The following is a 20,592-nucleotide window of genomic DNA, read 5'->3' as shown; positions in this document are numbered from 1 at the left end:
AGCGACACCGACCGAGAGGACCCTCATGCGCATCGCTGTCACCACCCCGAACGGCCACGTCGGGCACCACCTCACCCGGATGCTGATCCGCGCCGGTGTCCGTCCCCTACTGCTCACCAGGGACCCCGATCGCATCGCCGCCGACCTCCGCCCGTACGTCGACATGGCGCAGGCCGACTCGCAGGATCCCGAGGCGATCGTCGCCGCGACGGGGGACGTCGATGCCCTGTACTGGGTGGATCCGTCGGCGTTCTCCGACGACCCGCTCGCCGACTACGCGCGTGCGACCGAGGCCCTGGTGCAGGCCGTCCGGGCGAACGGCGTCCGGCGGGTGGTGTTCCAGAGCAGCGTCGGGGCGGAGAAGCGGCACGGCGTCGGCGAGATCGACGGCCTGGCCGGCACGGAGGTCGCGCTCGACGCCCTCGACATCGACGTGACGCATCTGCGCTGCGGCTACTTCTTCACCAACCTGTTGCTCGACGTCGAGTCACTGCGGGGAGGGACGCTCGCCACCGTGCTGCCGCTGGACTTCCGGATGCCGTGGGTGGCGCCGCGCGACATCGCGGAGGTCGCCGCCCTCACGCTGCTGAACGGGGAGTGGAGGGGGCGGCGGGTGCAGGCCGTGCACGGACCCGCGGATCTGAGCTGGGCCGAGGTGGCCGCGATCCTGACGCGCGAGCTCGGGCGAGAGGTGACCGTGCAGCGCGTCGATGACGAGGAGATGCGTCAGGGGCTCCGCGCTGCGGGGATGCCGGAGGCGATGGCCGAGGCCGTGCTGGGGATGTCGACCGGGCTCCGCGACGGCTTCGTGGCGGAGCAGCCGCGGTCCGTCCTCTCGACGACGCCGACGACTCTCGAAGCATGGGTGCGCGAGGAGCTCATCGGAGTGGTGTGACCGGCATCCTGCCGGAACCGGTCCCGTCCGATATGGTGCGGCCATGGAGACTACATCCGAGGTGACGCACGAGACCGATGACGACGCGCGGTCGGGGACCGCGCCCGAGACCGATGAGGTCGACCTCGCGGAGCGGCGACGGCTGGCCGTGAACAGCTTCGGATGGATCGCCGCGTGGGGTGTGTCGGTCGTGGCCCTGATCGTCGGCATCAGTCTCACGGGAGTCGGGACGGTCGAGCACATCGTCGAGTACGACGACAGCTACGACGTCTTCACGCGAGAGGTCTGGCCCGCGGGTCTCGTGCTCCTCGGCGTGGGCGCGCTCGGCATCATCGCCACCGCCCTCGCCACCACGGTCCTCACGCAGAGGCGCTGACCCCGGACGGAGAACGCCCCCGCCGTTCGGGTCGGCGGGGGCGTCGGTTCCATGGAGTCGCGTTACTGCACGGACCAGCCTCCGTCGGAGGCGAGGATGGCGCCGTTGATGTTCACGGCGTCATCCGAGAGCAGGAAGGTGATCGACGCGGCCGGGTGCTCGGCGGTCGCGACGGTCGGGATGGCCTGCTGGAACGGGGCGAGGCGGCCGGAGCCGTACTCGGACATGTTCGGGGGCATCGGGATGCCGGTGGCGACGCCGCCGGGGGCGACGGAGTTCACGCGGATACCCTTCGGCCCGTACATGAAAGCGGCGGACTTGGTGACCCCGATGATGCCGTGCTTGCTGGCCGTGTAGGCGTTGCCCGAGGCGTTGCCCCGCAGACCCGCCTCGCTCGACACGTTGAGGATCGCGCCGCGACCGGCCTTCTCCATGACGGGGATGACCGCGCGCATGAGCTTGAACGGCGCGGTGAGGTTGATCGCGATGACGCGGTCCCACACGGCATCCGGGGTCTCGCCCGCAGGGGAGAAGTCGTCGTTGATACCGGCGACGTTCGCGAGCCCGTCGATGCGGTCGCCCGCGGCGGCGAGCACGGCGTCGATCGCGTCCTGCTTCGTGAGGTCGCCCGCGACCGTCACGATGTCGGCATCCGGGAGCTCGGCCTTGAGGGCGTCGAGCTTCTCGGCCGCGATGTCGCTGGCGAGCACGCGTCCGCCTTCCCGGGCGATGCGCGAGGCGGTGGCCTTGCCGATGCCGGACGCGGCGCCCGTGACGATGACGGTCTTGCCGGCGAAGCGGCCCGCCGTGACCTTCTCGGTCCAGCCCTCGGAGGCGTCGTCCTCGGGAATCTCGCCGTTGTTCGCGGCGCGCACGAGGTCGTCGACGACCGACTGCGGGAGCTGGCCCTGGCTCATGGCGACGAGCTGCTGCAGGGGGAGTCCGAGCACGGGGGTGAGGAGTTCGGGGTCGGCACCCGTCTGCTCGAAGAGGCCCCGGATGAGCGGGCCGCCGGTGGGGTCGTTCATCCAGTCGCCGATGGTGGAGTGTGCGGTGAGGGCCATGCTCTTTCTCCTTGCTCGGGTTTCGCAACGGTGCGTCTACTTATGTTCCAGTGTACGCCTGAGTACGCTCGAAAGGTGCCCCGTCCTCGCAGTGAAAAGGCCCGCCAGTCCGTGCTGGAGGCGATGCGTCGCGCGCTCGCCGCAGACGGGTACGAGGCCGTGACGATCGAGGGTCTCGCGGCTGAGGCGGAGGTGTCGAAGCAGACCATCTACCGCTGGTGGCCGTCGAAGGCCGCGATCCTCGGCGAGGCGCTGCTCGAAGGGGCGGTCCCTGGTTCGGATGTCGTCGTACCGATGACGGATGACCTCGGCGCGGACCTGCGCGCATGGTTCACAGCGGTGTCCGCGGGGCTCGCTCGGCCCGAGGGCGTCTCGCTCGCGCGGGCGCTCATCGAGGTGACGGCGGCCGACCCGGAGCTGGGGCTCGTGTTGAACGAGCGGCTGGCGGCGCCGATCCGGGAATGGGTGTCGGAGCGGGTCTCTCGCGGGCGGGCGGACGGAGACGTGCGGGCGGACGTGGATGCCGCCGCGGTCGCCGACGAGTTCATCGCGATCGCCTCGTACTCCGCTCTTATCGGACAGCCGTTGAGTGTGGAGCGGGTGGAGGAGACGGTGGTGCGGTTGCTGCGGGGGATCGCGGCGTAACTAGTCCGCGGTAGGGCTGAACCGGAGCACGTTCGTGTCAGGCCTGCGGAACCCGAGGCGCGGCTGGTCCATCTCGATACCGTAGCCCGGCGCGGAGCGCGGCGAGTGCAGATCGGGCTCGTTGCGCCGGCGCATCAACGGTCCCGACTCAAGCGCGCCAGTACACCGAGCCGTCCGTCTCTCGGGCAAGGATCCCGTGGACGACAAGGAACCGTCGCAGCGTCGGTACATCGGAGTCGTACCGTTCGAGGCGGAGGTTCAGGTCCGCTTCGCTGAGCCGCTCACCGTCGGCGATCACGCGGTCTCCGATGGCCTTCAGCATCGCCCGTCGCTCGCTTGATCTCCGCGGGTACTGCTTGACCCGACCGCTGGCGTCGAACCACCGCTGCAGCGGATCCGGCATCGACACACCTCGAAGTCCCGCCAACTCCGCCCTGATGCCTTCGGAGTTCAGAGAAAGGCTGTCGCCGGTCGCGGTGATGAGGCCACTCCGGGTCAGAGCGTCGACCGCCTTCTCCGCCTTTCCCCGGGGGACGTCCTCCGTGGTCACTCGGAGGACGATGCTCGCGAAAACCCGAGCGACCTCCTCGTTTGCCAGACAAGCCAACATTGCTCTCACGTCGCTCACGATGCCTCCACGGTCCAAGGTCGGCGCTGCGGGTTCCGCATCGGCCCGAGCAGGACGAGCAGCACGCAGAGAGCATAGAGGGCGCACGAACAGATGATTGCCCACTCGAGAAGCGAGCACGGGAAACGCTGATCAATCGCCGGGGTCAGGGTCCATCGCTGCGACGAAGGGCACTGCGATAGCCCCTCATCATCGCGACGTACCAGCCGGCGACGCCCATCACCGCAGTCACTTCGAGGACGGGAGCGACGTATGGCAAGAGTCCGCCGCCCACGAATGCGGCGATGAACCAAGCCCACACGCCGAGGGTCGCGATCAGGTGACGGCGAGGCTTCGTGATCGTCGATAACCACGTGGGGCGATCGACGAAGAGACGCCTCGATCGCCCGCCACGTGACAAAGGGCCGCCGAGTCTTCGCCACCCTTCGGGCTGCTTGCCGAACATCGTGGTTCCCTCCTCGTGAAGCGTCAACGACTCGCGATGCGTTGCAGGTCCGCATCGGTGACGTCCTGAAAGCCGACCGACACGGGCGCGAGGCGAGTGGTGTGTGCCTTGCCACTGCCGTCCGTGTAGTCAATGGACGGGCTCATGACGCGGAAGTCGAAGTCTCCGTCGCATGCAAGTTCCGCTGTGACGCTGTGCGATCGGGTGTCCAATGCGACCTCGTCTGCGTGGACGTCTGGTGAGCCCGGGTCGAAGCGCTGGACCGACGCCACCGCCTCAGGAACGGGGAAGTCGGCCGTCGTGCATCGCGGCATACCGACCACGTCCGCACCGGCGTCTGCGGAGGCGAAGTCGTCGGCCGGCGCGCCCCTCAGTGACCAGCTGCCGACAGGCACCTGGGTGATCGTCGGAGAGCCCGCGAAGACGAGGCCGACCGTGCGGAACGACAACCCGGCGGCGGGAATGTCGAGAGTGAAGGTGACGTTCCCGAGCGTGGCCCCGTTGGCGCCGTCTCCGCGGGCGACGGTGAAGTCGCCCGGCGGGATCGACAACTCGTCTGAAAGCACGATGCCCGTGAGATCCGTCCAGATCGCGTCGTCGAGCTCAGCCACGAAGATCAGATTGACCGGATACGTCGCGTTGGTCGGCTGGACGATCGTCGCGGATGTCCGTGCGAAGGAGGCGGTCGAACGCGGCATTCCCCCGGGAGAGCAGGACGCCAGGGTGGGGATGAGGCTCAGCGCGAGGATGCTCCATGTACTCAGCGTCCCGACGAGGTTCTGACGTCGTTGCGAGACCATCGAGAACCACGAGTGGTCGCCTCCGAGCGGATCGTCAACGAAGATGCGGGCTCCCACGTCGCTTCTGCTCGACATCACGACGAGAGTTGTGCCGAAGTCGGCGGTAGGCCGCTCTTCCCAAGAGGAAGATGGTGTACCCCGCACCCCCGACGACGACGAGCCAGAGGAGGATGACGGTGACGGCGAAGACGTTTCCGAACATTGGGGTTCCTTCGTGCTGCGGCGCTGGCGGCGTTCAATAGGTGGAGACGGATGTGCCGCTTACGCGGATCCCGATAGAGCCCTTTGTGGTTGCCCAGGCCAAGTTCGCGGTGTACCGGAGTTCCGCCCATGCCGGGCCCGCGGCGCTCTGCGTCGCCCGCTTGATGCTGCCCGATCGGGTGCAGGAGCCGGCGACGTTGTCGCAGGTGAGCGATCGCATGTCGCGAACCCTCGCGCGACCTGAAGTGCTGGTCTGATAGTCGATGACGAAGGTCGCGCTGCTGATGAGGTCGTAGACCCCCACCCGGCATCCAACCTTCCAGCCCGCGGAGCTTCTGCAACCGCTGATGGAAGACCGCGTTGCTGCGTCTGACGCACCGGTTGGAAGCTCGAGTTCGGTCCAACTCCGAGAACCGTCGGCGAAGATGCTGATGGTGCGAGTGCCGGTGCTCGTGGATTCGATCATCGTCCGCACAGGATCCTTTCCAGCAAGTGAGTCAGGAGCTTCGCCGTGCTCCATCTTGTCGACTAGCTGATCCTGGATCTCCAGGTCGATGCCGCCCTCGGTCATCGTGGATCGGATCGCTGACTCTTCGGCGTCGGAGAGAAGTCCCGCATCGGCCGAAGCGGGAGCCGCGAGGAGCAGCGTTGTAGCCACACTCAGGCCAGCCACCAGTCCGAGGCTGGGAATGTACCGTCTTATGGATCCTCCTACGCGATCTGCATTTGCAGAGAGTAAAGCGCACGCATGAGGACGATTGCAATATATTTGGATGACGAACGTAGTCCAGGCGATGGTGTCAGAAATGGTGTGGTTCCCGGCGCCTCGAAGGGCTCACTGAGTGTTGGCCTGGGAGTGATCGGCTCTCGGGTGGGATGCCGCCGTCCGCCCATCCGTGAAGCGCGCCTGCGCGCGGTCGTGGCGTCGCGGTACGGGCACGTGCTCTGTCGCGGCCGCGAGGCCCATGCGCTTCGTCGAGACGTACACGCTCTCGGCGGTGTCGACGAGAAACGTCTCGTGCCACACGCCGACCGCTCCCGGAGCCTTGCGAGCAGCGCGGTTGAAGGCGGTCCAGGCCGGACGGTGCTGCTGTTCCGGGTTCGAGGCATAGGCGTAGAGCTTGTCGACGGACGACCAGAACTGCACGACGTAGGGCCCGCCCGATCCGAGGAGGAGCTGGTAGCCGAGCAGGCCGGAGTCTGGCTCGGTGCTGAGCTCGCGGAGCATGCGCGGCATGGCGACGAACGCCGGCAGCCACAGGTCGGGGCGCCACCACCGGTTGATCTGCATCCCGATGTGGAACACGACGAGCTCGCCCTCGTGGCGGTGGGTCATGCGGCCCGTGATGACTTTCGACATGGCGACTCCTCAACTGGATAGCGATGCTATCCATAATGGATAGCGCTACTATCGAAGTCAAGAGGTGGCCATGAGGATTTCCGAACTGTCGGCGCAGACCGGCGTGACCGTGCCGACGATCAAGTACTACCTGCGCGAGGGGCTGCTGCCCGAGGGGGAGCGCACCTCCGCGACGCAGGCCGCGTACGGCGAGAAGCACGTCGAGCGGTTACGGGTGATCCGGGCGCTGCTCGACGCCGGCGTGAGCATCGCTGAGACGCGACGGGTGGTCGCAGCGCTGGATGATCCGCCCGCGAACCCGCACGAGCTGCTGGGGACCGCGCACGTCGCGATCACCCTGCCGGCCGATGACGCGTTGGACCTCGCCGGCGCTGAGGCGCTCGCCGCCCAGCTCGGGTGGAAGCCCGGGATGTGTGACCCCGCGGTGCTGCATGCGGTTGCGCGAGCGTTGCAGGGGCTGGAGCGCGTCGGGTTCACGGTTCCGGAGGCGGTGATGGCGGAGTACCTCGCGAGTGCGCGGCGGATCGCGGATGCGGAGATCGCGGGGGTGCCGGAGGAGTCTGCGGAAGCGGCCGTGCGGTACGTGGTGTTGGGGTCGGTGCTGGTGGAGCCGTTGTTGTTGGCGTTGCGGCGGGTGGCGCAGCAGGTGAAGTCGGGGGAGCGGTTCAGCCGGCCGGAACTTAACGGGTAAGCGCGGCGGCGAGACGCTCCCGAAGCGCCGGATCACACACGTAGATGTACGTTCCACGCATCCCGCGCGTGAGCAGCACCCCGTAGATGTTTCGGATGAACGTCAGCAGGTCATCGTCCCCGAACTCATCCTTCAGGTGCCCGGTGTTCTCCTTGCCCTTCTTGTCGCGATAGCTCTCGCGACAGGCGACGATCCGACCCGTTGCAGGGTCCAGGCGTAGGTCTGGCCCAATGATGACGCCAGCGTAGTTGAGGTCGTACCCCTGTACCGTGTGGATCGAGCCGACCTCTTCGAGTGAGTCTCTTGAGTTGATCCAGTCCTTGTCGGTTCCGTTCCACCGAAGTCGCTCGCCATCGAGTTCAATGTCGAAGGCATCTGAGTCCTTCCGCGACACCCATTCCCACGCGTAGCCAGCGACAAGTCGGGAGAGACCGACCTCAGCATCCTTCTGGCGGATGGCTTCGCGCATTTCTCCGAGGTCGTCGAAGAGGCGGAGTTCGTACTCGCCGAGATCCGGTAGCGACGGCGCTTCGCTCCGAAGAAGGGCCCGGATAAATTCCACATAATCTGCGCCAGCCTGGACCCGCATCTGGGTGGTCAGACGGAAGAAGCGGTGCTCGTCCTTCGCTCGGGACACCTCCGCGCTGAGCGTTGTCGGGGAAAGGTCATGAGGCCGCACGCTCTGCTCGCCGTCGACGAGCAGGAGCTGATGCTTGCTCCGAGCCTTGATCCAGTCGAGCTGGGTGTATCGAGGATCGTCGCTCCCGAACAGCGCCTCGTTGATTTCGCGGAACTTCTTGTTTTGCACGCCCGATGCTTGGTTGGCCCGCTGCCCGAGACGATGGGTCTCGTCGACGAGCACGAGGTCGTATGGCTGGTCCGATTCACTCAGCTGGAACGGCGACATCACCATCGAAGCGTCGAGCTTGGGCGTCTTCTTGAAGACCTTCTTCACCGACATCCGCAGAGACTGTTGAGGGATCACGAGGGCCATTCGAAGCGTCCTCAGCAGATCGCGATTCTCCGGGACGAAGAACTCCGAGAACATGGAGTCCGGCTCGATGCCGTCCTGGTCTCGGTAGTCGCGGATATCGGCGAGCAGCTTCATGAGAAAGATCGCGATGATCGTCTTTCCCGTTCCGGGGTTGCCCTGCACAACGAGGGTCGATCGAGCGCCCGGGTCCTGGAGATCTTCGAGAAGCCCCTCCAAGATGTCCATGATCGCGATGCCCTGGTCCTCGGTGAGAGCTTTGAACGGCGACAGCTTGAAGAGGTCCGAGTTCTCGATCTGCGGGATGCTCCGAGAGAAAAGTCCCTCTGCTCGCAATGCCTCAAACACGTCACGGAAGGACTCGCGGTAGATATCGCGGTCGTAGTACTGCGCGTCAGTCAGGCCGTCGTTGCCATTGAGGAGGTGATAACGTCCGTCGCCCGAGAACCACCGGATGAGATGCGATTCAAGGTCGAGGCACACTGACTTGTTGAACCTGTGGTTTACGACGACGCGAATCGACTTGAGGGACTCGTTCCGTTTTGACCCAGAGAGATGTTGACGCATCCGAGTGGCGGCACTCACGGTCTCACCGACGTAAAGTCCTGGCGAACTGCGCCGGGAATCCCCTTCGATCACGTACACAACCGGCCAGTTGGTGTGCCGGGCGTCATCACGCGCCCAGGTATCAACGGCGTCACGGCGGAACGGGAGGCGCTGGATGCTGAACTCTGTCACTCCGGCGCCTCGGCGAGCTTGGTGTACTTCGTCATGCGGCCCTTGGCGAACTCGACGGGGTACTTCGCCTTCGTCGACTCCAGCTTCTTCAGGACGATCTCGTCGAGGTCGCCGCCGATCTTGTTCGCGAGATGGATGCAGTACGTGATGACATCCGCGAGCTCTTCTTCGACCCGTTCTTGGTCGAAGTCAGGAGACCATTGGAAGCACTCGAGGAGCTCACCGGCCTCGATTGCGATGCTCTTGGCGAGGTTCTCTGGCGAGTGGAACTGGTCCCAGTCTCGTTCCGCGACGAAAGCACGAAGGGCAGCGAGAGTCTGCGGCGACGGCATGATGCGACGCTAGCAGCGAGCCCGCCATTGGGCGAACACCGTGTCGCACCAACGAACGCCAAGTTGACGCTACGTTGGTCGCAGGGTCAAAGAGGATCGTTGGGGGAGTCGCCGATGCTGATGAATGAATGGACGTTCAATCCCGAGCTCGCTCGTGAGATCGAGGACCAGTTCGAGAGCGCAATAGCCGCCTACTCCGCGAAGCCCACGCTGATCACTGAGCATGCGAATCATGAGGAATCGATTCGGACCGGTGGATACGCGAACCGCACACTTCTGGAACTAGTTCAGAACGCCGCCGACGCCATGGCAGGTAGCGCCCTAGACGGCGGCTTAGGGCGAGTGGAGATCGTGCTGGACCCGGCCACGAAGGTCTTGTACTGCGCGAACTCTGGCCGACCGTTCTCCAAGAACGGTCTCGTCGCTATCACGCACGCTCATCTCAGCGGCAAGCGGGGAGACGAGATCGGTCGGTTCGGGCTTGGATTCAAGTCCGTATTGGCGGTCACCGACTCGCCGCAGATCCTGAGCCGTTCTGTCTCGTTCGAGTTCAACTCGGACAAGGCGCAGTCAGCGATAAAGGGGATCGGTTCCGCCGACCGTCGGCTCCCAGCACTCCGAACGGCCACGTTGCTCGACGTCCGTCGGCTCTTCGACGCGGATCCGATCGCAAGGAACCTCGCCGAATGGGCGACCACGATAGTCCGTCTGCCTGGTATGGACGATACCGAGAGAATCCGCCGAGAGATGGAGACCTTCAAGTCCGAGTTCCTCTTGTTCGTCAGTGCGGTGCGGGAGATCAGGCTCACGGTACTTGGAGACAAGGGGTTTGCGACTAGTCACGTGTCGAAGGATCTCGGGGGCGGCCGATTCAAGATTGAGCGCCCGGACTCGACGGGCGATGAATGGCTCGTCAATGAGCGGATGCATGCACCCAGCGCCGCAGCTAGACGAGAGGTCGGCGAAGCCGTCTCGCGCAACGAGATCAAGGTCAGCATCGCGATGCCCGTCAGACCCCGCCGAGCCAATCTGGAGACTGGGGACGCCGGTACCCAGATCGGCCAATTCTGGAGCTACTTCCCTCTGCAGGACCGAACATCTGCCACCGCCTTCTTCAACGCCCCGTGGAGCGTAAACGATGACCGCACCACGCTGCTGCGAAACAGGTACAACCGTGAAATCCTCGCGACCGTCGCTGACATGTTTGTCGAGCTGCTCCCACGAATCAGCAACGAACAGGATCCCGCCGCCCACCTCGACTACCTCCCGGCTCGAGGCCGCGAAGCCACCTACATCGGCGATGAAGTCCTGTGCGGACTCGTGCCGCCGCTGGCCGTCGCAGCGGCGCTGATACCTGACGGCCGCGGGGTGCTGCGAAGACCAGAAGAGCTCAGGCCCCTTGATCTGTTGTGCGAGTGGAAAGTTCCCGAGATCGCCCATGAAGCATGGATCGCCTCATCGAACACCAAGAACGACGTGCCCCACTGGCGCTGCTATAGCTCTACCCAGCGGGTTGCGCGACTTCGGCAGTTGTTCGCCGTGAGCGTGAGCCAGGACCGGTTCGACGAGAACAGCCGCGACATGAAGCGCGCGCTCGAACTCGTGCCGAAGCGCGGCATCCAATCCTGGCTCCGGGAGTGGGCAGAGGGCGACGATGTCGAATCAGCGGCCAACGCGGTCAAGGTCGTCATCGCGAATCGTGGGGCGGAGGAAGCGGACAGAGCTCGCGTCATTCCGACGACCGACGGGCTGCGCGCGCTCGCGGACAGGTCTCTTGTCTTCCTCTCGAAAGCCGAGGACCCGGAGATCGAGGGCGCGGTGTTCGTCGCTCCCGACTTCCTCGCCTATCCCGACATGGAACAGGCCCTTCGTTCCGCCGGCTTCCGCGACCTCGATCCCATCGCCATTCTCCACGCGCGCCTCGCGAAACTCTCCACCGCCCCCGGCGCCGAGCAGCAGACGAAGTTCTGGGAAGCTGCACTCGGCGTCAGCACGCGCGACGCGGTAAAGGCGGTTCGCGCAACGCCTGCTGCGCAGGTCCTGGTCCCGACTCGTGACAGCGGCTGGCACTGGCCCCAGCAGGTTTTCGATCTGGACGGCGATCTACCGGGCGCCGACGGCCGAGTCCTCCTCGACCGTCAGAGGTGCGTTCCCGCGCTCGCTCATGAGATCGGAGTCGTGAGCTCTCCGCGCCGCGACTACGACTTCGAAGACGAGACGGCTGCCGACGAGTATCGGGACTGGGTCATCGCGGACTTGAACAGCAAACTCACGCCTGGTGAACGCCCCATCGAGCAGATATCGCTCTATCCGGGACAAGGCGGCTCCGCTGGCCCGTTCTCGATCCTATTGATCCTTGAGACCGCAGGCGCGGCGGAGCAGATCCGCGCGAGCTGGACAAGCGGTCTCCTGGAGTTCGGCGACGCTCCTTGGGACTGTGAGGACGTCGCCTCCGGGGTGTCCTACCGAGTGAAATCGCCCGTTCGATGGGCGGTCGAACGCGCAGGCCTGCTCCGCACATCCCGAGGGTTTCGACGGATCAGGCACGTCGTGTCTCCCGCGCTCGTCGAGTACCGCGATCTGCTGCCGCTCTACGAGGGACCGCGCAGCATCGTCGACACGCTTCAGCTGTCCCACGACCTGTCGACGATCGCCCCTGAGGTACTCCGAGAGGCGCTCGCGATCGACCTGCTGCCGCCCCATCTCACCGACCCGGTGCTGGTGCGATTCATTCTCGAGGTCGCTCCCCTGGCCTATGCCGACGGGCGTCCCCCACGTATGCCTGCCCGTGTCGGACGCGTGATCGAATCGCGACCGACAGGGACGGTGTACATCGCGGTGGACGAGGAGCAGCGCGACTACCTGGCGCAACATCACCAACCGTATCTCCGGACGTCCGAAGCCGAGGCCGAGCGGCTCGTTGCCGACGTCGGATGCAAGCGGTTCGAGGACTCCTTCGCCTTCTCGATGCGCATTGATGGCCAGCAGGACGCGGAGAGGCTGCTTGATGTCTTCACCGGGCTCAGGGGCTGGCCCAGTACCGAAGATCTGGGGAGTTCGACGTTCTCCCGCGCCGAGTCCATCGCGAAGTGGGTCACAACAGAGGACGGCGTTGAGACCCAGTCGCTCGATTCGTTCCGCGACGGCGGAGACTTCGTCGTTGCGAGCCGCGTCCCTGAGAGGGAGGCCCTACGACTCGTCAGCGAAGCATTCGACCTCGGCCTCAACAACGCGGAGATTGAGCGCGTGCTCGAGGTCGGCCTCGCTCAGCACCTGGAACTGATTCGACAGGAAGCGTTGTCGGCGACGGGGGTCGCGGATCGTCTCGATGTCTACTTCGGTGCTGACGATCTGCGGGAAAAGCTTCCTAGGGGGCTCTGGCAGGGACTGATAGCCCAGAACCTGGTGTCCAGAGACACATCCGTGGCCGAGCTCTGTCTCTCGGTCTACCGCAAGGACACCATCAAGGAGCTCGCCGATCTCTTTCGGCGTGAAGGCTTCCCCGACGTTCCGACGCAATGGGCTGGCGGCGCGGCGACCATCACCTGGCTGCGGAAGATGGGTTTCGGGCCCGAGTTCGCCGGACAGCGCATCCAACGCCAGGCCGCGGAGTTCGTGGTGCCGGGGGCGACAGTGTTGCCCGCATTGCACGACTACCAATCGCGGATTAGCAGCGAGCTCCGGTCCGCGCTTCTCGAGATCGGCCAAGAAGGCCGTCGCGCCAAAGCCATGGTCGAACTGCCAACCGGAGCCGGCAAGACACGAGTCGCGTCGCAGACCCTCCTTCAGCTCTTCATCGACGGCGAATTGAGGGGGCCGGTCCTCTGGATCGCTCAGTCCCAGGAGCTCTGCGAACAGGCTGTGCAGACGTTCAGCGAGGTATGGCGCGGGCTCTGCACAGAGCAGCGGGCCGACATACCCCTTACGATCGGGCGACTTTGGGAGAGTAACGACGTCCAGAAGCCGGACACTGCTCACAGCATCATCGTCGCGACCGATGCGAAACTCGAGACGTTGCTCGACAGCGCTGAATATGGCTGGCTCAGTCGTCCTGCAGCTGTGTTCGTCGACGAGGGTCACGTCGCTGGCGCATCCACGCGATACACACGGATCCTGACGTGGCTCGGAGTCGACGGAAGACAATTTGAGAGGCCGCTGATCGGCCTGTCAGCGACACCTTTTAAGGGCACGTCCGTACAGGCCACGGATCAGCTGGCAGCGCGCTTCGGTCGAAGAAAGATCGTCGCGTTCGAGAAGAACCCGTACCAGGAGCTGGTCGCACGCGACGTCCTGGCACGAGTGAAGCACGCTGTGCTCGAAGGTGCCGACGTCCGTCTCTCAGACGAGGAGGCGCGTGAGGCCAAGCGTACGAACCGCGTCAGCGGTTCTGTGCTCGACCGCGTCGCGGCCGACCATGCCCGCATGCGAATCCTGGTTGAGAGCATCAGAAACCTGGTGAGCTCGAAATCCGAACAAGGGCGGTCGGTCCTCGTGTTCACCCCGAACGTCCTCTCTGCGCAGGTCCTCGCTGCCACGCTCAACTGCCTGAACATCGACGCCGCCTCGGTGAGTGGTCGGACCGGTCGGCAGGAGCGGCGAGATGTGATCAAGCGCTTCAAAGACGGCGAGACCCAGGTACTCGCGAACTGCGACCTATTGACCCAGGGCTTCGACGCGCCCGGCGTCACGGCCCTATATATCGCGCGTCCCACATTCAGCCCGAACGCATACATACAAATGGCCGGTCGCGGACTGCGCGGTTCAAAGAACGGCGGAAAGGACGAGTGTCTCATCGTGGACATGGCGGACAACTTCGGCAGCAGCGACATCAACAGCCTGCTCGGCTTTCGCGAGTATGAAGAGCTGTGGCAGGAGCAGCAGTCGTGATCTTGAGCCCGGACCTTCAGGACATCGAGCGCATCGCGCAAAGTGATGCCGAGCGCAAGCTTGCCCGACTACTCCACGCGGTGCCGCAGGCCGACGCCGTCGCGTTCTACTCGATCAAGCTCCGGACTGCACCGGGGAAGCAGATGGCGGAGGCCGACTTCATCATCCTCTGGAAGGGCGTCGCGATCGTCGCTGAAGTCAAGGGCGGGGGGGTGAAGAGGTTCGAGGGAGTCTGGTACACCGTGGACAGACACGGCGACAATCACAAGCTGAAGTCCTCGCCCATCGACCAGGCCCGGGATGCGATGTTCGCCCTGAGGGACATCCTTCGAGAAGACGGGCTCGGCTGGTACCCTTCGGAGGCGATCGCTGTCACGCCGGACATCGGGCATCCGCCGACGGATGTCGCGTGGAAGGCTTCGCACTGGTTGGCGAAGGAGTCTATGACGGTCGGCTCTTTGACCGCCGCGCTCGATACCGTGGCGCGTTCGGCGCAGAAAGCCCCGAGGGGCGCCAGCGCGGCGCGCATCGACGAGCTCCGGGAGCGACTCTTCGGCGAGTTTTCCCTTTTGCCCATCATCGACGCGCAGCGAGGAGCGGTGATCGACGAGCAGAACACCGCCACCGCGGAGCAGGCGAGAGTCCTCGCCGGTCTCGCGAGGAACCCGCGAATTCTCGTGCTCGGAGGTGCTGGCACCGGTAAGTCCGTCGTCCTCGCAGAGGCGGCGAAACAGGAGGCAGAGGCGGGCAGGTCCGTGTTGGTGACGTTCCGGTCTCCCGGGCTCCGGAATTTTTTCGAGCCTCGCCTGGCCGGACGCGCGATCGAGATGAGCGCGTTCGACGAGATCGACCCCTCGGCGCAGTTCGACGTCCTATTCGTCGACGAGGCGCAAGATCTCATGTATCCCGAGGCGATGGACGTGCTCGACCGGGTCGTCAGAGACGGCCGAGGGCAAGGGCGTTGGAGGATGTTTCTCGACCAAAACAACCAGGCTCATGTAGACGGCAGCTTCGATGACGAAGTCTTCGATATCGTCCGCGCCGAGGGAATCGAGTACGACCTGAGCAAGAACGTCCGCAACACGCGCGCGATTGTCCACGCAGTGCAGGAGTATCTCGGTGCCGATGTCGGCGACCCGGGGATCGTGAACGGTCAGCGCATCAACTGGGAGACCGTGGCCGAGCAGGAAGCGCGCGCACATGCGATCCGCATTGCGAAGTCATTCAAGAAGGAAGGGGTCAGTGCCGAAGACATCTGGGTCATTTCGGCGTCGACGGCCGGGTCGTTTGATGAGACCGTCGACGGGATCCGCGTTCTCAGCCCGAGAATCGCGAAGGGCCTCGAGGCGGAGCACGTCATCGTCTGTGATATGCCCCAGGAGTTCACGGACGCCGCACTCGCGTCGCTTTACGTCGCCCTCACGCGCGCGCGTGTGTCTCTCCACGTCATCTACACCGACGCCGACCGCCGACGCCTGCGTGCGCTGGGGCGCAGAGCTGAGGTGACGGCGTGACGCTCACCCCGGCACAGGTCCGTGTGCTCACGCATCTTCGCGACGCTTACGTCGGACCCGAGCAGGGAGAGGATGAAGTGCTCATCGAGAACCGTCCCTCGCTGCAGTACGCAGTCGGCATGCTCTTTCCCTCTGAAGATGAGGTCGCGGCACTCGGAAGCGTCGCGGCAGGAGAGATCGACCCGGGGCAGCTCATCATGGCCGATGTCGAAGAAGGCGACGTCGAAGAGGGCGATGCAGCGTGCCCCATCGCGGAGGATTGGCGACCGTCCTCTGTGGCGGTTTCCTTCATCACCGACTCAGAGTCCGTCCTCTGCGACTTCTCTGCGGGTACATATGCGCTGATCGAGGATGACGGACCGCAGCGATGGCAGCGTACCGGCCATGACTACCGGGACGTCGAGCTCACGCGAGGCAAGGCGCAGGTGCGGCAGATGGCGGCGGGCGACGTTTCGTTCGAGATCGGCACTCGGTGGCGGCCATACGGCTCCTCGAATTGGCTCGTGACACTGCATGTCCGACTGCGGACGAAGTCGACCGGCGATGATCGTTCCGATATCCCTCTCATGCTATTCCAGGTCGATCTGGCTGCGCGGCCAGCAGACGGGCTCATTCTCGAGTACGACATGTCGCGCGCGCTCGACGTCGACCCGGAGGCTGCTGAACTGCGCTTGAGGTATCGGAGCCGCAAAGTGTTCGCAGTCGGACACGGAATGGCAGCGGACTGGGAGACGGATGAGTTCGGCAACTGCATTCGGATCAGGCTCGAGCCGGTCCCGCACGTCGTGGTGCCCGCGATCGAACAGGCCAGCAGCTCCAAGCTCAACGAGCGTGCGCGACCCGCACTCGATCTGGAGTTCCTCGCAACTATCGAGTCGGAGCCGGCGCCGGTCCTGGAGGCGTTCGGCTGTTTCATCGACGACTTCTCCGACTGGGTCGCGGATCAGCGGGTGCAGGCTTCAGGCCTCGGTCAAGACGCCGAGGCGATCGCGCAGCGTGCGGGGATCACAACGGATCGGATGCGCCAGGGAGTTCGCTTGCTCGCGAATCCCGACTCGAGCGCCCTCCGATCATCGTTTGCACTCGCCATGTCGGCCATGCGCCTCCAGATGCGCCAGGCGGCTATCGGACGTGGCGAGACGGATCCGAAGCCCGCGTGGCGTCCGTTCCAGCTCGGCTTCTTGCTGGTCTCGCTCGAATCGAGCGTTGACGACTCTCACCCTGATCGTTCGCTGGTCGACTTGATCTGGTTTCCGACCGGCGGCGGAAAGACAGAAGCATACCTCGCGCTCGCTGCCATTGTGATCTTCTTACGGCGAATCGAATACGGATCGGCGGGCGGCGGTACCGCGGTGATCACCCGTTACACCTTGCGATTGCTCACTTCGCAGCAGTTCCAGCGCGCCGCCTCGTTGATCTGCGCCATGGAGCTACTTCGGACGACCGATCCGAGGGCCAAGGGAATGGCGGCGTTTTCGATCGGGCTCTGGGTCGGGAACGAGGCGACACCAGGTTCACGCTCCGACGCCAAGTACGCCCTCGACCGCCTCTATAAGGCTCAACATCCGCAAGATGCAAACGAGTTCCAGATCACGGAATGTCCTTGGTGCTTGGCCGAGCTCGTCCCGCGAAAGAAGGACGACACGCGAAAGAAGTACGGCGCGCGCTTAGTGGGCAAGGATGTGGTCTTCCGGTGTGTCGAGCCCGCCTGCGAGTTCTCGCGTCGCGATCTACCAATGAACGTCGTGGACGAGCTGCTCTATGAAGCGCCGCCGACCTTCCTGCTCGCCACAGTCGACAAGTTCGCCCGCCTTCAGTTTAAGGAATCCGCCGGACGACTCCTCGGTATTGGAATGCCTTACCGGCAGCCGTCGCTCGTCATACAAGACGAGCTCCATCTGCTGTCCGGTCCGCTCGGCACCAGTGTCGCGGTCTTCGATGCCATGATCCAGATACTGCTGAGCCAAGCGGGGTCCACGCCCAAAATCGTCGCCTCGACGGCGACGATCCGCGCGTCCGGCGCCCAGGTGAAGGGACTGTACGGCCGACAGGTCGCGCTCTATCCACCAGCGGGTATCGACGGTGACACCACGTTCTTCGCCAGTCCCGTGGCGAGCGGTGAGGGGCGGGTTTATGCCGGCTTGATGCCGCAAAGCGTCTCGCAGGCCACCGCCCTCGTCGCAGCGTCCTCACCCATGCTGGAGTTGCCGGGCCTTCTGCTCGGCACGGAGCGCGTCGGAGATCGCGTCGATCCCTACTGGACCTTCGTGATGTATCACAACAGCCTTCGGGAACTTGGCCGCACGGCGGCGCTGCTCCTGGACGACATCAATGGCCGCATCAGAACCCGTGCGGACCGGCTTGGGCTCGACCCAAGAACAGTGCACGCCGACCGGGTGCTTGAACTCACGAGCCGGCGCGGGCCTGAAGAGCTACCCAAGGACCTGCGGCGGCTTCGCCTCAGCGCGGACGATTCGCCCGAGGCCGTGGACGCGGTGCTGTCATCGAACATGCTGTCCGTCGGAATCGACGTGCAGAGGCTCGCTCTGATGCTGATGGTCGGACAACCGAAAACGACGGCGGAGTACATCCAGGCCACCAGCCGCGTGGGACGCGGTTCTGTGAACGGCGTCGTGGTGACGTTGTTCCGGTCCAACCGAGCTCGTGACCGATCTCACTTCGAGACCTTCCGGGGGTACCACGATGCGCTCTACAGGAGCGTCGAACCTACGAGTGTGACGCCCTGGTCGCTCTCCTCCCGCGATCGCTCGCTGGCCGGGGCGCTCATGTCGCTGCTTCGGCATTCAGTTCCCGGTCTCGCCAAGGACGAAGACGCAGGCGCGCTCGATCTGTCCGATGATCGCCTTCGAAACTCGGTGGAAAGACTCGTTGGGCGATTCCTCGCCCTGGTCCGGCAATCGGATGAGGACGAAGGGGACGCTGTCGGCGAGCAGGTGAGGCGGCTTCTTCGGGAATGGGATCGGAAAGCTGCAGAAGCCCGCCGTTCCGGAGAAAGCCTTCGATACGAGCACCGTCAGGCGGGAGACCGCGCCCTGGTGAAACGCTTCGGGCAGGCGGGCGATGAGTGGATGGTCGGTGACTCGATGCGCTCCGTCGAACCCAGTGTCGCCGTCGAGGTACAGGAGCCCAGACAGGAGGCGCGTCGTGCAGAAGATCCGTCATGATCTTCGTCTTTCGGAGACGGTATCGCCGTACGGGGTAGGTGCGATCGTCGATATCAAGGGCGAATCCCTCATCGCTCCCGACACATCGTGGTGGGATCGGAAGGTCTCACCGGAGATCCACTGCGATCGCCTCGTCGACCAACTTAGGGTGTCCGGGCGCCCGCGGCCGGTGCTCCGCCAGGCCCCCTCGCATGCCGGCCGGGCGGGCCAAGAGACCGCGAGTCTCACCTATTGGCGATTCCCGGCGTGGCGTTTCTGCGAGCGTTGCCTCAAGCTCTCCATGCTGACGACGATCGACAAGGGCCGGTTCCGCAACCGGTGCGGTTGCGGCGGAGCACTCGTTCCGATGCGATACGTCGCGGTCTGCAAGGCAGGAAGTCACGTCCAGGATGTCCATTGGTTCGCGTGGGCCCACCGCGGCCACGACAACGGCGTAACTGAGGAAGTCCGCTTCTGCCGCGCGTACGACGAGCTGCGTTTCGTCCGTTCCAGGGCGAACGGCGAAGGTCTCGCCTCTCTGTGCGTAGTCTGCGACGGATGCAAGCGGTCACGATCCCTTTCGACGCTCGTGGTTGCAGGCGCCCTCCGCCGTGACGGGATCCGGTGTGAGGGTCGGCAGCCCTGGGAGCCCATGGACTCGGTGTCCTCACGCTGCGACGATGACCTCGTCGCAGTCCAGCGTGGAGCGACCGGCAACTACATCGCCGACCGCATCTCCGCGCTCGACATCCCCGAGGAGCAGACGCAGTCGGAGGATGCCAGCGCGAAAATTCGGGCTCACGACTATTTCCAGCGCCTGGTTGATGACAACGGCGGGCCGAAGTCGGAGATCATTGCCGGGTGGATTGCGGACGAGGTCGGCCTCGGGGTCGATGCCGTGCTGTCGATCGCCAGAGGCGCGGAGTACTCCGCCGATACCGGCATGCACGTGCTGAAGGATGGCGAGTGGGCTGCGTTCGTGAAGAAGATCGCCCGCGGTAAAGATCTGGAACTCAGTGACTTCGTCGTCGACGGGTGGTCCGGTGCGTCCATCGCGACGGGACCGTCGGCGCTCAGCAGCGTGATCACGGGGCTCGGGCAGGTCCACCGTGTCCGTGAGGTGCGCGCCCTCAGAGGCTTTCGCAGGCACAGCCCCAACTCCGATTTCATCAGCGCCGACCTCGGGGCCGATCCGAAACAGCGCCCCGTCTATCCGTCCCTGGAGCTCTTCGGCGAAGGCATTTTCCTGCAATTTGATGAGGAGGCGCTCCGCGAGTGGGAGTCGCTTCCCGATGTGCAGGCCCGTGCGCACATACTCATGGACCGTCGTGAACATCTGGAGTGGGCTCGCACCCGTCTCGACGTACCCGAACCTCGCTTCATAGCGCTGCACACGATCGCTCATCTGCTGATCCGTCGCCTCGCTTTCGCCAGCGGCTACTCGTCGGCGGCTCTGCAGGAACGGATATACGCAAGCACGGAACGCCCCGATAACACGGCGGGCGTTCTCGTCTACACCGCCGCCGGTGACGCGCAGGGGACCCTCGGTGGACTCGTACGCCTCGGCGCTCCGGACCTGTTGATCCCCCTGCTCATCGCAGCGCTCGACGATGCCGACGTCTGCTCGAACGATCCGGTGTGCATCGAGAGCGATCGACAAGGATCGTCCCATCTGAATCTGTCGGCGTGCCACGGCTGCGCCCTTGTGAGCGAGACTTCTTGCGAGGCAGGAAACCGGCTACTGGATCGGCAACTCGTCCTCGGTGGAAGCGAGGTGACAGGGTTGCTCGCTTATGTGCTACCTGAGGTTCGAGCCCTCTCGGACGGCGCCTTGTGAACTCATTGCACGCCCTCCGTCGCG

The 20,592-nt window shown here is 64.8% G+C and carries 16 protein-coding genes; 8 read left to right on the top strand and 8 right to left on the bottom strand.

Going from position 1 to position 20,592, the window contains the following annotated elements:
• The first annotated feature begins 25 nt into the window (after window positions 1–25).
• The gene (locus ACIGJI_RS08950; protein ID WP_363445109.1) at window positions 26–895 is read left to right on the top strand and encodes an NAD(P)H-binding protein; all 870 of its coding nucleotides are present in this window, start codon (window positions 26–28) and stop codon (window positions 893–895) included.
• 43 nt (window positions 896–938) lie between these two features.
• The gene (locus ACIGJI_RS08945) at window positions 939–1,271 is read left to right on the top strand and encodes a hypothetical protein (protein ID WP_259951800.1); all 333 of its coding nucleotides are present in this window, start codon (window positions 939–941) and stop codon (window positions 1,269–1,271) included.
• A gap of 62 nt (window positions 1,272–1,333) precedes the next feature.
• Here the strand turns inward: ACIGJI_RS08945 and ACIGJI_RS08940 are convergent, their stop codons facing one another.
• Window positions 1,334–2,335: an SDR family NAD(P)-dependent oxidoreductase gene (locus tag ACIGJI_RS08940; RefSeq protein WP_363445107.1), complete on the bottom strand. Its 1,002-nt coding sequence runs from the start codon at window positions 2,333–2,335 to the stop codon at window positions 1,334–1,336.
• Window positions 2,336–2,410: 75 nt separating this feature from the next.
• On the opposite strand from ACIGJI_RS08940, the gene ACIGJI_RS08935 reads away from it, so the two are divergent.
• Window positions 2,411–2,980: a TetR/AcrR family transcriptional regulator gene (locus ACIGJI_RS08935; protein WP_363445105.1), complete on the top strand. Its 570-nt coding sequence runs from the start codon at window positions 2,411–2,413 to the stop codon at window positions 2,978–2,980.
• A 148-nt stretch (window positions 2,981–3,128) separates the two neighbouring features.
• Here ACIGJI_RS08935 and ACIGJI_RS08930 read toward each other — a convergent pair whose 3' ends face one another.
• The 5 genes from ACIGJI_RS08930 to ACIGJI_RS08910 all read right to left on the bottom strand — a co-directional run bounded on the left by ACIGJI_RS08930 (window position 3,129) and on the right by ACIGJI_RS08910 (window position 6,414).
• Window positions 3,129–3,608, bottom strand: coding sequence for a DUF2087 domain-containing protein (locus ACIGJI_RS08930; RefSeq protein ID WP_363445103.1), 480 nt, complete (start codon window positions 3,606–3,608; stop codon window positions 3,129–3,131).
• 145 nt (window positions 3,609–3,753) lie between these two features.
• Complete coding sequence (locus ACIGJI_RS08925) at window positions 3,754–4,053, bottom strand: hypothetical protein (RefSeq protein WP_363445101.1); 300 nt, start codon at window positions 4,051–4,053, stop codon at window positions 3,754–3,756.
• A 23-nt stretch (window positions 4,054–4,076) separates the two neighbouring features.
• The gene (locus ACIGJI_RS08920) at window positions 4,077–4,928 is read right to left on the bottom strand and encodes a hypothetical protein (RefSeq protein WP_363445099.1); all 852 of its coding nucleotides are present in this window, start codon (window positions 4,926–4,928) and stop codon (window positions 4,077–4,079) included.
• A 160-nt stretch (window positions 4,929–5,088) separates the two neighbouring features.
• A complete protein-coding gene (locus tag ACIGJI_RS08915) occupies window positions 5,089–5,727 on the bottom strand; it encodes a hypothetical protein (RefSeq protein ID WP_363445097.1) in 639 nt (212 codons plus the stop codon).
• Window positions 5,728–5,889: 162 nt separating this feature from the next.
• Window positions 5,890–6,414, bottom strand: a complete 525-nt coding sequence (locus ACIGJI_RS08910; RefSeq protein ID WP_363445095.1) for a DUF4188 domain-containing protein — start codon at window positions 6,412–6,414, stop codon at window positions 5,890–5,892.
• A gap of 70 nt (window positions 6,415–6,484) precedes the next feature.
• Here ACIGJI_RS08910 and ACIGJI_RS08905 point away from each other — a divergent pair, with 70 nt between their 5' ends.
• Window positions 6,485–7,105, top strand: coding sequence for a MerR family transcriptional regulator (locus ACIGJI_RS08905; RefSeq protein ID WP_363445093.1), 621 nt, complete (start codon window positions 6,485–6,487; stop codon window positions 7,103–7,105).
• Here the strand turns inward: ACIGJI_RS08905 and ACIGJI_RS08900 are convergent.
• On the bottom strand, window positions 7,095–8,834 hold the full coding sequence (locus tag ACIGJI_RS08900) for a DNA/RNA helicase domain-containing protein (RefSeq protein WP_363445091.1): 1,740 nt from the start codon (window positions 8,832–8,834) through the stop codon (window positions 7,095–7,097). The genes ACIGJI_RS08905 and ACIGJI_RS08900 overlap by 11 nt on opposite strands.
• On the bottom strand, window positions 8,831–9,166 hold the full coding sequence (locus tag ACIGJI_RS08895) for a nucleotide pyrophosphohydrolase (RefSeq protein ID WP_363445089.1): 336 nt from the start codon (window positions 9,164–9,166) through the stop codon (window positions 8,831–8,833). Before ACIGJI_RS08895 ends, ACIGJI_RS08900 begins: the two co-directional genes overlap by 4 nt.
• Before the next feature lie 114 nt (window positions 9,167–9,280).
• Here ACIGJI_RS08895 and ACIGJI_RS08890 point away from each other — a divergent pair, with 114 nt between their 5' ends.
• Genes ACIGJI_RS08890 through ACIGJI_RS08875 form a run of 4 tightly spaced genes read left to right on the top strand, consistent with a single transcriptional unit; the run spans window position 9,281 to window position 20,568 of the window.
• Complete coding sequence (locus tag ACIGJI_RS08890; protein ID WP_363445087.1) at window positions 9,281–14,053, top strand: sacsin N-terminal ATP-binding-like domain-containing protein; 4,773 nt, start codon at window positions 9,281–9,283, stop codon at window positions 14,051–14,053.
• On the top strand, window positions 14,032–15,567 hold the full coding sequence (locus ACIGJI_RS08885; protein ID WP_366244227.1) for an NERD domain-containing protein: 1,536 nt from the start codon (window positions 14,032–14,034) through the stop codon (window positions 15,565–15,567). The genes ACIGJI_RS08890 and ACIGJI_RS08885 overlap by 22 nt, the downstream gene beginning before the upstream one ends.
• Entirely contained in the window at window positions 15,564–18,752 is a 3,189-nt protein-coding gene (locus ACIGJI_RS08880) for a helicase-related protein (RefSeq protein WP_363445083.1), read from the top strand. The genes ACIGJI_RS08885 and ACIGJI_RS08880 overlap by 4 nt, the downstream gene beginning before the upstream one ends.
• Complete coding sequence (locus ACIGJI_RS08875) at window positions 18,733–20,568, top strand: DUF1998 domain-containing protein (protein ID WP_363445081.1); 1,836 nt, start codon at window positions 18,733–18,735, stop codon at window positions 20,566–20,568. Before ACIGJI_RS08880 ends, ACIGJI_RS08875 begins: the two co-directional genes overlap by 20 nt.
• Window positions 20,569–20,592 lie beyond the last annotated feature (24 nt).

The sequence above is a fragment of the Microbacterium sp. NPDC064978 genome, assembly GCF_044543605.1.
GTDB classification, from domain to species: domain Bacteria; phylum Actinomycetota; class Actinomycetes; order Actinomycetales; family Microbacteriaceae; genus Microbacterium; species Microbacterium meiriae.
Note: the sequence above shows the minus strand (reverse complement) of the source record. Positions and strands in the feature narration are given on the sequence as shown.

Excerpts from the sequence above, each read along its gene's own strand:
- ACIGJI_RS08945 (WP_259951800.1), top strand. The coding sequence starts at position 939 with ATGGAGACTACATCCGAGGTGACGCACGAGACCGATGACGACGCGCGG.
- ACIGJI_RS08920 (WP_363445099.1), bottom strand. The coding sequence starts at position 4,928 with ATGTCGAGCAGAAGCGACGTGGGAGCCCGCATCTTCGTTGACGATCCG.
- ACIGJI_RS08895 (WP_363445089.1), bottom strand. The coding sequence starts at position 9,166 with ATGCCGTCGCCGCAGACTCTCGCTGCCCTTCGTGCTTTCGTCGCGGAA.
- ACIGJI_RS08925 (WP_363445101.1), bottom strand. The coding sequence starts at position 4,053 with ATGTTCGGCAAGCAGCCCGAAGGGTGGCGAAGACTCGGCGGCCCTTTG.
- ACIGJI_RS08940 (WP_363445107.1), bottom strand. The coding sequence starts at position 2,335 with ATGGCCCTCACCGCACACTCCACCATCGGCGACTGGATGAACGACCCC.
- ACIGJI_RS08905 (WP_363445093.1), top strand. The coding sequence starts at position 6,485 with ATGAGGATTTCCGAACTGTCGGCGCAGACCGGCGTGACCGTGCCGACG.
- ACIGJI_RS08890 (WP_363445087.1), top strand. The coding sequence starts at position 9,281 with ATGCTGATGAATGAATGGACGTTCAATCCCGAGCTCGCTCGTGAGATC.
- ACIGJI_RS08950 (WP_363445109.1), top strand. The coding sequence starts at position 26 with ATGCGCATCGCTGTCACCACCCCGAACGGCCACGTCGGGCACCACCTC.
- ACIGJI_RS08910 (WP_363445095.1), bottom strand. The coding sequence starts at position 6,414 with ATGTCGAAAGTCATCACGGGCCGCATGACCCACCGCCACGAGGGCGAG.